The sequence below is a fragment of the Bacillus sp. FSL K6-1366 genome (genome assembly GCF_037976695.1).
Classification (GTDB): Bacteria; Bacillota; Bacilli; order Bacillales; family Bacillaceae; genus Bacillus; species Bacillus subtilis.
On the sequence record NZ_CP150268.1, the window covers coordinates 2,277,314 to 2,290,000 of the forward strand.

At 44.9% G+C, this 12,687-nt stretch carries 12 protein-coding genes and 2 rRNA genes (1 of these 14 running past the window's edge); all 14 read left to right on the forward strand.

Annotation, left to right across the window (positions count from 1 at the left end):
* The first annotated feature begins 3 nt into the window (after window positions 1-3).
* Window positions 4-879: a redox-regulated molecular chaperone HslO gene (gene hslO / locus MHI44_RS11950; protein WP_003226695.1), complete on the forward strand. Its 876-nt coding sequence runs from the start codon at window positions 4-6 to the stop codon at window positions 877-879.
* 46 nt (window positions 880-925) lie between these two features.
* On the forward strand, window positions 926-1,819 hold the full coding sequence (locus MHI44_RS11955) for a peptidyl-prolyl cis-trans isomerase (protein ID WP_141950067.1): 894 nt from the start codon (window positions 926-928) through the stop codon (window positions 1,817-1,819).
* A 75-nt stretch (window positions 1,820-1,894) separates the two neighbouring features.
* The gene (cysK, locus tag MHI44_RS11960) at window positions 1,895-2,821 is read left to right on the forward strand and encodes a cysteine synthase A (RefSeq protein ID WP_003218399.1); all 927 of its coding nucleotides are present in this window, start codon (window positions 1,895-1,897) and stop codon (window positions 2,819-2,821) included.
* 167 nt (window positions 2,822-2,988) lie between these two features.
* On the forward strand, window positions 2,989-4,401 hold the full coding sequence (locus MHI44_RS11965; RefSeq protein WP_317680318.1) for an anthranilate synthase component I family protein: 1,413 nt from the start codon (window positions 2,989-2,991) through the stop codon (window positions 4,399-4,401).
* 13 nt (window positions 4,402-4,414) lie between these two features.
* Window positions 4,415-4,999: an aminodeoxychorismate/anthranilate synthase component II gene (gene pabA / locus MHI44_RS11970; protein ID WP_015715111.1), complete on the forward strand. Its 585-nt coding sequence runs from the start codon at window positions 4,415-4,417 to the stop codon at window positions 4,997-4,999.
* A complete protein-coding gene (gene pabC / locus MHI44_RS11975) occupies window positions 4,999-5,880 on the forward strand; it encodes an aminodeoxychorismate lyase (RefSeq protein WP_024571696.1) in 882 nt (293 codons plus the stop codon). The genes pabA and pabC overlap by 1 nt, the downstream gene beginning before the upstream one ends.
* A complete protein-coding gene (gene folP, locus MHI44_RS11980) occupies window positions 5,862-6,719 on the forward strand; it encodes a dihydropteroate synthase (protein ID WP_339201993.1) in 858 nt (285 codons plus the stop codon). The genes pabC and folP overlap by 19 nt, the downstream gene beginning before the upstream one ends.
* On the forward strand, window positions 6,712-7,074 hold the full coding sequence (gene folB / locus MHI44_RS11985; RefSeq protein WP_014478613.1) for a dihydroneopterin aldolase: 363 nt from the start codon (window positions 6,712-6,714) through the stop codon (window positions 7,072-7,074). The genes folP and folB overlap by 8 nt, the downstream gene beginning before the upstream one ends.
* On the forward strand, window positions 7,071-7,574 hold the full coding sequence (gene folK / locus MHI44_RS11990; RefSeq protein WP_003242690.1) for a 2-amino-4-hydroxy-6-hydroxymethyldihydropteridine diphosphokinase: 504 nt from the start codon (window positions 7,071-7,073) through the stop codon (window positions 7,572-7,574). Before folB ends, folK begins: the two co-directional genes overlap by 4 nt.
* On the forward strand, window positions 7,526-7,735 hold the full coding sequence (locus tag MHI44_RS11995) for a helix-turn-helix transcriptional regulator (protein WP_003226678.1): 210 nt from the start codon (window positions 7,526-7,528) through the stop codon (window positions 7,733-7,735). Before folK ends, MHI44_RS11995 begins: the two co-directional genes overlap by 49 nt.
* Window positions 7,736-7,758: 23 nt before the next feature.
* Window positions 7,759-8,760, forward strand: a complete 1,002-nt coding sequence (dusB, locus tag MHI44_RS12000; protein WP_014475588.1) for a tRNA dihydrouridine synthase DusB — start codon at window positions 7,759-7,761, stop codon at window positions 8,758-8,760.
* Window positions 8,761-8,851: 91 nt separating this feature from the next.
* On the forward strand, window positions 8,852-10,351 hold the full coding sequence (gene lysS / locus MHI44_RS12005) for a lysine--tRNA ligase (RefSeq protein ID WP_003226674.1): 1,500 nt from the start codon (window positions 8,852-8,854) through the stop codon (window positions 10,349-10,351).
* A gap of 309 nt (window positions 10,352-10,660) precedes the next feature.
* Window positions 10,661-12,210, forward strand: a 16S ribosomal RNA gene (locus tag MHI44_RS12010).
* A 170-nt stretch (window positions 12,211-12,380) separates the two neighbouring features.
* A 23S ribosomal RNA gene (locus MHI44_RS12015) occupies window positions 12,381-12,687 on the forward strand; it runs 2,621 nt beyond the window's last position.
* Together the 16S and 23S rRNA genes form the textbook arrangement of a ribosomal RNA operon.

Here is a 12,687-nt window from a genome sequence, read left to right on the forward strand (position 1 = left end):
GTAATGGATTATTTAGTAAAAGCACTTGCGTATGACGGAAAAGTTCGGGCTTATGCGGCGAGAACGACTGATATGGTAAATGAGGGACAAAGACGCCATGGTACGTGGCCGACAGCATCCGCTGCACTGGGCCGCACAATGACAGCTTCACTTATGCTCGGCGCTATGCTGAAGGGCGATGATAAGCTGACCGTGAAAATCGAGGGCGGAGGTCCGATCGGAGCTATTGTAGCTGATGCCAATGCCAAAGGAGAAGTCAGAGCCTATGTCTCTAACCCGCAAGTTCATTTTGATTTAAATGAACAAGGTAAGCTTGATGTCAGACGTGCGGTTGGAACAAACGGAACGTTAAGTGTCGTAAAAGATTTAGGTTTGCGCGAGTTCTTCACAGGACAAGTAGAAATCGTTTCAGGAGAATTAGGCGATGATTTCACTTACTATCTTGTATCATCTGAGCAGGTTCCTTCATCAGTGGGGGTAGGTGTGCTCGTAAATCCTGACAATACCATTCTTGCGGCAGGGGGCTTTATTATTCAGCTGATGCCGGGAACAGATGATGAAACAATCACAAAAATTGAACAGCGTCTATCTCAAGTAGAGCCGATTTCTAAGCTCATCCAAAAAGGGCTGACACCAGAAGAAATTTTAGAAGAAGTCCTAGGCGAGAAACCTGAGATTTTGGAAACGATGCCTGTCAGATTCCATTGCCCTTGTTCAAAAGAACGGTTCGAAACAGCCATTTTAGGACTAGGCAAAAAAGAAATTCAAGATATGATAGAAGAAGATGGACAAGCCGAAGCAGTATGCCATTTTTGTAATGAAAAGTACTTATTTACAAAAGAAGAGCTGGAAGGGCTTCGTGACCAAACTACCCGCTAAGCTCTTTAGCGGGTTTTTAATTTGAGAAAAGGGGCTGAAAGCAGGTTTGAAATCAAGAACAATCTGGACCATTATTTTAGGGGCGCTGTTGGTATGCTGTATTGCTGTTGCATATACGCTGACGAAATCCCAAGCCGGCGCATCGTCATCCGGTGAGTCTATTGCGACTATCGGGGGCAAGAGTGTGACAAGAGAAGAATGGCTGAAAGAAATGGAAGATCAGTATGGTAAGTCAACGCTTGAAGATATGATCAATGTCCGAGTTGTTGAGCAGCTGGCTAAAAAGAACAACCTTAAAATATCCAAAAGCGAAGTTGATCGTGAGTTTTTGCTGATTAAAGCGGTCAATAATTCCTTTTACGAAGATGAACATACGACGGAGAAAGAGTGGAAAGACCAAATTCGTTATAATATCCTCCTTGAGGAATTGTTAACAAGAGATATCGATATCTCAAACAAAGAATTGGAATCATTCTATCATAAAAATAAGGAACTATATCAGTTTGATGATTCGTATCGAATTCGGCACATTGTTGTAAAAGATGAAGAAGAAGCGAGAGAAGTCCTGAAAGAACTGAAAGGCGGATCAAGCTTTGAAGCTGTCGCTGCCGAAAGATCCACTGACAGATATACATCACCATACGGCGGAGATTTAGGTTTTGTCACAGAGGCATCAGACAACATTCCATCAGCATACATTGAAGAGGCGAAAACACTCAAAGAGGATGAATGGTCTCAGGAACCAATAAAGGTCAGCAACGGATATGCCATTATCCAGCTGAAAGAAAAACTAAAGGCAAGAACGTTCTCATTTGATGAAGTAAAGGGCCAGATCAGACGGCAAATCGCAATGGATCAGCTAGGTGATAAAGCGACAGTTAAGACACTTTGGAAAGAAGCCGATGTATCTTGGTTTTATGGGGAAAAAAGTACTAAGTGATTGACAAAAAATTTTGAAATTGATAGATTATATACATAATACCAATACAAATAGTCGGAAATTGAGGTGTCGAGAATGGTACGTGTAGCAAACTCCATTACTGAATTAATTGGGAATACGCCAATCGTTAAATTAAATCGCCTTGCAGATGAAAACAGTGCGGATGTATATCTAAAACTTGAATACATGAACCCTGGAAGCAGTGTAAAAGACCGTATCGGTTTAGCCATGATTGAAGCGGCTGAAAAAGAAGGAAAATTAAAAGCCGGTGATACAATCATTGAACCGACAAGCGGAAATACTGGAATTGGGCTTGCAATGGTTGCTGCTGCTAAAGGATTAAAAGCCATTTTGGTTATGCCTGATACAATGAGCATGGAGCGCCGCAACCTTCTTCGCGCATACGGTGCTGAGCTTGTGCTGACTCCTGGTGCGGAAGGCATGAAAGGCGCCATTAAGAAAGCTGAAGAGCTTGCTGAAAAACACGGATACTTTGTGCCGCAGCAGTTTAACAACCCTTCTAACCCAGAAATTCACCGCCAAACAACGGGTAAAGAAATCGTTGAGCAATTCGGTGATGACCAGCTTGACGCATTTGTAGCCGGAATCGGAACGGGCGGAACGATTACGGGAGCGGGCGAAGTGCTGAAGGAAGCATACCCTTCCATCAAGATTTACGCTGTTGAACCGTCAGATTCCCCAGTGCTTTCAGGAGGAAAACCAGGCCCCCACAAAATTCAGGGAATCGGAGCTGGATTCGTGCCGGACATCTTAAACACTGAAGTATATGATGAAATCTTCCCTGTGAAGAATGAAGAAGCATTCGAATATGCCCGCAGAGCTGCACGTGAAGAAGGAATTCTCGGAGGCATCTCATCAGGTGCGGCAATTTATGCTGCTCTTCAAGTAGCAAAAAAACTCGGAAAAGGCAAAAAAGTATTGGCCATCATTCCAAGTAATGGCGAACGTTATCTAAGCACGCCGCTGTATCAATTCGATTAAAAAAAGCCAAAACTCCCGGTCCCGCCGGGAGTTTTTTTATATTTCGTGCATCAAATATGCCATGTCTGCGACGAATGTTATTCTTGGAAGAGAAATTCACTTTTTTCACTAACAACATTGCTTTACAATTAAAAACAAGTAAAAAAGAAAATAGAGGAATGATACAAATGGCACAACGCAGACCGGCAGGCAAAAAAGTACCTTTTCAAAAAGACTCATTCTTACAACAATTTGAGAAACTTGCGCAATCCCGAAAACATCATGTACTTCTCGAAAGTGCAAGAGGCGGCAGATATAGTATAGCCGGTCTTGATCCAATTGCGACTGTGAAAGGAAAAGACGGAATAACTACAATTAAGCATGGTGATGAGATGCTGTTTAAAGAAGGTGATCCATTACGGGCCTTCCACAGCTGGTTTGAAACGCTGGAAACAGAAACGAATCATGAGTTCCCTGACTTTCAAGGCGGGGCAATCGGGTTTCTCAGCTATGATTACGCACGGTACATTGAAAATTTTAAAATGCTCTCATTAGATGATCTAGAAACACCAGATATTTATTTTCTTGTTTTTGATGATATAGCAGTTTATGACCATCAAGAAGAGTCTCTATGGCTGATTACTCATGTTAATGGTTCTGATCAGGAAACAGCGGATGTGAGGCTATCTGAGTTAGAGCAGATGTGGCTGACTGAGCTTCCCGCTGTCTCTTCGCGAGAGATGAACCCTGAAACAGATGGTTCCTTCGCGGCGCCATTTACCGAGGATGGGTTCTCACAAGCTGTAGAGAAAATCAAACAATACATTGCCAGCGGAGATGTGTTTCAAGTCAATCTATCAATAAGGCAGTCACAGTCACTGTCTGCCCACCCATATCAAATTTACAAAACCTTGAGAGAAGTAAATCCTTCTCCTTATATGGCGTATTTAGAAACACCTGATTTCCAAATCATTTGCGGATCGCCTGAACTGCTTGTCAGCAAAAAGGGCAAGCTATTAGAGACAAGACCGATTGCGGGCACCCGTTCCAGAGGGAAAACAAATGAAGAAGACGAGGCGCTTGCAAACGAATTGATACACAATGAAAAAGAACGCGCGGAACATGTCATGCTGGTTGATCTTGAGCGAAATGATCTGGGAAGAGTATCACGTTACGGGTCTGTGCGCGTAAATGAATTCATGGCAATTGAAAAATACTCGCATGTGATGCACATTGTGTCTAATGTCCAAGGTGAACTGCAGGATGGGTATGATGCTGTAGATATTATTCATGCTGTGTTTCCCGGAGGAACCATTACTGGTGCACCAAAAGTAAGAACGATGGAAATTATAGAAGAACTTGAGCCGACACGCCGAGGGCTTTATACTGGATCTATAGGATGGTTTGGATATAATCACGATCTGCAGTTTAATATCGTCATTCGAACCATTTATGCAACCGGAGGGCAGGCATTTATGCAGTCCGGCGCAGGAGTTGTGATTGATTCTGTTCCGAAGCACGAATACAAGGAATCATTCAAAAAAGCTTTTGCGATGCAAAGAGCATTAGAGCTGAGCAAAGAAGAGACAAAAATTAGATGAGGTGAGCGGAGAAATGATTTTAATGATTGATAACTACGATTCATTCACGTACAACTTGGTACAGTATTTGGGCGAGCTTGGGGAAGAGCTGGTTGTGAAACGCAATGACAGCATCACAATCGAAGAAATTGAAGAACTGTCTCCGGACTTTCTGATGATATCTCCCGGACCGTGCAGCCCTGATGAGGCGGGAATCAGCCTCGAAGCAATTAAACATTTCGCAGGGAAAATTCCTATTTTCGGTGTATGTCTCGGACATCAGTCCATCGCACAAGTGTTCGGTGGTGATGTTGTTAGGGCAGAACGGCTTATGCACGGGAAAACCTCGGATATCGAGCATGACGGCAAAACCATTTTTGAAGGGTTGAAAAACCCCCTTGTTGCGACGCGATACCACTCGCTGATCGTAAAACCTGAGACGCTGCCAAACTGTTTTACAGTAACAGCACAAACGAAAGAAGGAGAAATCATGGCTATTCGCCACAATGACCTCCCGATAGAGGGCGTGCAATTTCACCCAGAGTCTATTATGACCTCCTTTGGGAAAGAAATGCTCAGAAATTTTATTGAGACATATCGCAAGGAAGTTATTGCGTGATGATATATGTGAACGGCCGGTATATGGAGGAGAAAGATGCAGTTCTTTCTCCTTTTGACCATGGGTTTTTATATGGGATCGGTGTTTTCGAAACCTTCAGGCTCTACGAAGGCTGCCCGTTTTTGCTTGATTGGCATATAGAAAGGCTTGAACGCGCGCTTAAGGATCTGCAAATCGAATATACTGTTTCAAAGCATGAGATCCTTGAGATGCTGGACAAGCTGCTTAAGCTAAATGATATCAAGGATGGCAATGCCCGCGTCAGACTGAACATATCAGCGGGAATCAGCGATAAAGGCTTTGTCGCCCAGACGTACGATAAGCCGACCGTTTTATGCTTTGTGAATCAGCTGAAACCAGAAAGTCTTCCTTTGCAAAAAGAAGGAAAGGTTTTATCGATACGGAGAAACACTCCAGAGGGATCGTTCCGGTTAAAATCTCATCATTATCTAAATAATATGTATGCGAAACGGGAAATTGGAAATGATCCGCGTGTCGAGGGAATTTTCTTAACGGAGGATGGAGCTGTTGCAGAGGGTATCATATCTAATGTCTTCTGGAGAAAAGCTCGCTGTATCTATACGCCATCGCTTGATACCGGTATTCTGGACGGCGTCACGAGACGTTTTATCATAGAAAATGCAAAGAATATCGGCCTGGAGCTCAAAACGGGCCGATATGAGCTAGAAGCTCTCTTGACAGCTGACGAAGCGTGGATGACGAACTCGGTTCTTGAAATCATCCCGTTTACTAAAATAGAAGAAGTAAACTATGGAAGCCAAAGCGGAGAAGCAACCTCCGCTCTTCAATTGTTATACAAAAAAGAAATAAAGAACATGATGTATGAAAAGGGAGGAAGAGCATGGCGCAGCACACAATAGATCAAACACAAGTAATCCACACTAAGCCCAGCGCTTTATCATATAAAGAGAAGACGCTGGTGATGGGAATTTTAAACGTAACGCCTGACTCTTTCTCGGACGGTGGGAAATATGACAGCTTGGACAAGGCGCTGCTGCACGCGAAAGAGATGATCGATGATGGTGCCCATATCATTGATATCGGAGGGGAATCGACAAGGCCTGGCGCTGAGTGCGTATCTGAGGATGAGGAGATGTCCAGAGTCATTCCGGTGATTGAGCGGATTACGAAAGAGCTTGGTGTTCCTATTTCTATAGACACGTACAAGGCTTCTGTCGCAGATGAAGCAGTGAAAGCCGGCGCATCCATTATCAATGATATTTGGGGAGCCAAACATGATCCGAAGATGGCTTCCGTTGCAGCTGAACATAATGTTCCAATTGTTCTCATGCATAACCGCCCTGAAAGAAACTACAATGACTTATTGCCGGATATGCTGTCGGACTTAATGGAGAGTGTAAAAATTGTTGTTGAGGCCGGAGTAGACGAGAAGAACATTATTCTTGATCCCGGTATCGGTTTCGCGAAAACCTATCACGATAACTTGGCAGTGATGAACAAACTAGAGATTTTCAGCGGGCTGGGGTATCCGGTTCTTCTGGCAACCTCCCGAAAAAGATTCATCGGACGTGTTCTGGATCTTCCGCCTGAGGAGCGGGCTGAGGGCACAGGCGCGACTGTGTGTCTCGGCATTCAAAAAGGCTGTGACATTGTCAGGGTCCATGATGTAAAGCAAATTGCCAGAATGGCGAAAATGATGGACGCGATGCTGAATAAGGGAGGGGTGCACCATGGATAAAGTTTATGTAGAAGGTATGGAGTTTTACGGATATCACGGTGTGTTCAAAGAAGAAAACAAACTTGGCCAGCGGTTTAAAGTCGATTTAACCGCTGAGCTGGATTTAAGCAAGGCCGGACAAACAGACGACCTTGAGCAAACGATCAACTATGCTGAGCTCTATCACGTATGTAAAGATATCGTGGAAGGGGAGCCTGTAAAATTGGTGGAAACGCTGGCGGAACGTATTGCTGGCACTGTTCTCGAAAAATTTCAGCCTGTTCAGCAATGTACGGTGAAAGTGATTAAGCCAGACCCGCCAATTCCCGGACACTATAAATCAGTAGCAATTGAAATTACGAGAAAAAAGTCATGAACAACATAGCTTATATTGCACTTGGATCTAATATTGGAGATAGAGAAACGTATTTAAGGCAAGCAGTGGCTTTACTGCATCAGCATGCTGCGGTGACAGTCACTAAAGTGTCGTCTATTTACGAAACTGACCCGGTCGGATACGAAGATCAAGCTCAATTTTTGAATATGGCTGTTGAAATCAAGACATCACTGAACCCTTTTGAACTCCTTGAACTGACGCAGCAGATAGAAAATGAATTAGGCAGAACAAGGGAAGTAAGATGGGGGCCGCGGACGGCAGACCTTGACATTTTGTTATTTAATCGTGAAAATATTGAAACAGAGCAACTAATTGTTCCGCATCCGAGAATGTATGAGCGTTTGTTTGTCCTTGCGCCGCTTGCGGAAATTTGCCAGCAGGTTGAAAAAGAGGCTACAAGCGCCGAAACAGACCAAGAAGGTGTAAGAGTATGGAAGCAGAAATCTGGGGTAGACGAATTCGTGCATTCAGAAAGCTGAAAGGTTATACTCAAGAAGGATTTGCAAAAGCATTAGGTATATCAGTTTCTATTCTCGGCGAAATTGAACGCGGAAACCGATTGCCGTCAGCTGCCATCATTCAAGATGCAGCAGATGTTTTAAATATAAGTGCGGACGAATTGGCGCCGCCAGAAAAATAGAACAAATGAAAGGAGGAGAAAAATTGTTCAAAATCGGAGATATTCAATTGAAAAACCGGGTTGTGCTCGCACCTATGGCTGGTGTCTGCAACTCTGCGTTCAGATTGACTGTAAAGGAATTCGGAGCCGGATTGGTATGCGCTGAAATGGTCAGTGACAAAGCGATCCTTTACAACAATGCAAGAACAATGGGTATGCTTTATATTGATGAACGTGAGAAACCACTGAGCCTTCAAATTTTCGGAGGAAAAAAGGAAACCCTTGTGGAAGCGGCGAAGTTTGTAGACCAAAACACAACTGCTGATATCATTGATATTAACATGGGATGTCCCGTGCCGAAGATTACAAAATGCGATGCGGGAGCCAAATGGCTTCTCGATCCTGATAAGATTTACGAAATGGTTTCTGCAGTAGTGGATGCTGTTAATAAACCAGTTACAGTGAAAATGAGAATGGGCTGGGATGAAGACCACATTTTCGCAGTGAAAAATGCACAGGCTGTAGAACGTGCGGGCGGTAAAGCAGTTGCGCTTCACGGCCGTACGAGAGTGCAGATGTACGAAGGAACGGCAAACTGGGATATCATCAAAGAAGTAAAACAATCAGTATCGATTCCGGTTATCGGAAACGGCGATGTTAAGACACCGCAGGATGCTAAGCGTATGCTCGATGAGACAGGAGTAGACGGGGTTATGATCGGACGCGCTGCATTGGGCAACCCGTGGATGATTTACCGTACGGTTCAGTATCTTGAAACAGGTGAATTAAAAGAAGAGCCGCAAGTACGCGAAAAAATGGCCGTATGCAAACTGCATCTTGACCGCCTGATTGACTTAAAAGGTGAAAACGTAGCGGTAAGAGAAATGAGAAAGCACGCTGCATGGTATCTGAAAGGCGTGAAAGGCAATGCGAACGTTCGTAATGAAATCAATCATTGCGAGACGAGAGAAGAGTTTGTACAGCTTTTAGATGCATTTACGGTTGAAGTTGAGGCAAAAGAGCTTCAAAATGCAAAAGTAGGATAATACTCACCTCTATTTGCTGCTCACTGCTAGTTTTACGCTGGCAGTTTTTCTGCTTTTTTCATGAAACAATATCTGTAATGGAGTGATAACAATGAGTCAAGAAGAGCATAACCATGAAGAATTGAATGATCAGCTGCAAGTCAGACGCGATAAAATGAATCAGCTGAGAGATAACGGCATCGATCCATTCGGCGCACGTTTTGAAAGAACTCATCAGTCTCAAGAAGTTATTTCGGCATATCAAGATCTAACCAAAGAAGAGTTAGAAGAAAAAGCGATTGAAGTTACAATCGCAGGCCGCATGATGACAAAACGCGGCAAAGGAAAAGCCGGCTTTGCCCATCTTCAGGATTTAGAAGGCCAAATCCAAATCTACGTAAGAAAAGACAGTGTCGGTGACGACCAATATGAAATCTTCAAGTCTTCTGACCTCGGTGATCTTATCGGCGTAACCGGAAAAGTCTTCAAAACAAATGTAGGCGAATTGTCTGTTAAAGCAACTTCCTTTGAATTGCTGACAAAAGCGCTTCGTCCGCTTCCTGACAAATACCATGGTTTAAAAGACGTTGAGCAGCGCTACCGTCAGCGCTACCTGGATCTTATCGTAAACCCAGACAGCAAACATACGTTTATTACACGAAGCAAGATCATTCAAGCTATGAGAAGATACCTTGATGATCATGGATACTTAGAAGTAGAAACACCTACAATGCACAGCATTCCTGGGGGAGCTTCTGCACGTCCGTTTATCACTCACCACAACGCGTTAGACATTCCACTCTATATGCGTATTGCTATCGAACTGCACCTAAAACGTCTAATTGTCGGCGGTTTAGAAAAAGTATATGAAATCGGCCGTGTTTTCCGTAACGAAGGTGTCTCTACACGCCATAACCCTGAATTTACAATGATTGAGTTATATGAAGCATATGCGGACTATAAAGATATCATGAGCTTAACTGAAAACCTTGTCGCTCATATCGCCCAAGAAGTGCTTGGCACAACTACGATTCAATACGGGGAAGAGCAAATCGACCTTAAACCGGAGTGGAAAAGAATCCATATGGTTGACGCAGTCAAAGAAGCGACTGGCGTTGATTTCTGGGAAGAGGTTACTGTTGAGCAGGCGCGTGAATATGCAAAAGAACATGGTGTAGAAATTAAAGATTCTATGACAGTAGGGCATATCATCAACGAATTCTTCGAACAAAAAATTGAAGAAACGCTTATTCAGCCAACGTTTATTTACGGGCATCCTGTAGAAATTTCTCCTCTTGCTAAGAAAAACCCTGAGGACCCGCGTTTTACAGACCGTTTTGAGCTGTTTATCGTTGGCCGTGAACATGCCAACGCGTTTACAGAGCTGAATGATCCTATTGATCAAAGAGAACGCTTTGAAGCGCAATTAAAAGAGCGTGAAGCCGGTAATGATGAAGCTCATCTAATGGATGAAGACTTTGTTGAAGCTCTGGAATACGGTATGCCGCCAACAGGAGGTTTAGGCATCGGTATCGACCGTCTGGTTATGCTGCTGACGAATGCCCCTTCTATTCGCGATGTGCTGTTATTCCCGCAAATGAGACAACGCTAATAAAGAAGAGCGGTATCCTCCATAGGGAAAGGATGCCGCTCTTTTTAAATTCCTTAGTATTTCTTCAAAAAAACTATTGCACTATTATTTACTAGGTGGTATATTATTATTCGTTGCCGCTAAACAAGGCGATAACGAAAAAAAGAACTTCAAAAAAGTTGTTGACTTCACTGAGTCAACGAGTTATAATAATAAAGTCGCTTGAACGAAGTGAACAAAATGATCTTTGAAAACTAAACAAGACAAAACGTACCTGTTAATTCAGTTTTTAAAAATCGCACAGCGATGTGCGTAGTCAGTCAAACTACTTTATCGGAGAGTTTGATCCTGGCTCAGGACGAACGCTGGCGGCGTGCCTAATACATGCAAGTCGAGCGGACAGATGGGAGCTTGCTCCCTGATGTTAGCGGCGGACGGGTGAGTAACACGTGGGTAACCTGCCTGTAAGACTGGGATAACTCCGGGAAACCGGGGCTAATACCGGATGGTTGTTTGAACCGCATGGTTCAAACATAAAAGGTGGCTTCGGCTACCACTTACAGATGGACCCGCGGCGCATTAGCTAGTTGGTGAGGTAACGGCTCACCAAGGCGACGATGCGTAGCCGACCTGAGAGGGTGATCGGCCACACTGGGACTGAGACACGGCCCAGACTCCTACGGGAGGCAGCAGTAGGGAATCTTCCGCAATGGACGAAAGTCTGACGGAGCAACGCCGCGTGAGTGATGAAGGTTTTCGGATCGTAAAGCTCTGTTGTTAGGGAAGAACAAGTACCGTTCGAATAGGGCGGTACCTTGACGGTACCTAACCAGAAAGCCACGGCTAACTACGTGCCAGCAGCCGCGGTAATACGTAGGTGGCAAGCGTTGTCCGGAATTATTGGGCGTAAAGGGCTCGCAGGCGGTTTCTTAAGTCTGATGTGAAAGCCCCCGGCTCAACCGGGGAGGGTCATTGGAAACTGGGGAACTTGAGTGCAGAAGAGGAGAGTGGAATTCCACGTGTAGCGGTGAAATGCGTAGAGATGTGGAGGAACACCAGTGGCGAAGGCGACTCTCTGGTCTGTAACTGACGCTGAGGAGCGAAAGCGTGGGGAGCGAACAGGATTAGATACCCTGGTAGTCCACGCCGTAAACGATGAGTGCTAAGTGTTAGGGGGTTTCCGCCCCTTAGTGCTGCAGCTAACGCATTAAGCACTCCGCCTGGGGAGTACGGTCGCAAGACTGAAACTCAAAGGAATTGACGGGGGCCCGCACAAGCGGTGGAGCATGTGGTTTAATTCGAAGCAACGCGAAGAACCTTACCAGGTCTTGACATCCTCTGACAATCCTAGAGATAGGACGTCCCCTTCGGGGGCAGAGTGACAGGTGGTGCATGGTTGTCGTCAGCTCGTGTCGTGAGATGTTGGGTTAAGTCCCGCAACGAGCGCAACCCTTGATCTTAGTTGCCAGCATTCAGTTGGGCACTCTAAGGTGACTGCCGGTGACAAACCGGAGGAAGGTGGGGATGACGTCAAATCATCATGCCCCTTATGACCTGGGCTACACACGTGCTACAATGGACAGAACAAAGGGCAGCGAAACCGCGAGGTTAAGCCAATCCCACAAATCTGTTCTCAGTTCGGATCGCAGTCTGCAACTCGACTGCGTGAAGCTGGAATCGCTAGTAATCGCGGATCAGCATGCCGCGGTGAATACGTTCCCGGGCCTTGTACACACCGCCCGTCACACCACGAGAGTTTGTAACACCCGAAGTCGGTGAGGTAACCTTTTAGGAGCCAGCCGCCGAAGGTGGGACAGATGATTGGGGTGAAGTCGTAACAAGGTAGCCGTATCGGAAGGTGCGGCTGGATCACCTCCTTTCTAAGGATATTATACGGAATATAAGACCTTGGGTCTTATAAACAGAACGTTCCCTGTCTTGTTTAGTTTTGAAGGATCATTCCTTCGAAACGTGTTCTTTGAAAACTAGATAACAGTAGACATCACATTCAATTAGTAATACAAGATATCACATAGTGATTCTTTTTAACGGTTAAGTTAGAAAGGGCGCACGGTGGATGCCTTGGCACTAGGAGCCGATGAAGGACGGGACGAACACCGATATGCTTCGGGGAGCTGTAAGCAAGCTTTGATCCGGAGATTTCCGAATGGGGAAACCCACCACTCGTAATGGAGTGGTATCCATATCTGAATTCATAGGATATGAGAAGGCAGACCCGGGGAACTGAAACATCTAAGTACCCGGAGGAAGAGAAAGCAAATGCGATTCCCTGAGTAGCGGCGAGCGAAACGGGATTAGCCCAAACCAAGAGGCTTGCCTCTTGGGGTTGTAGGACA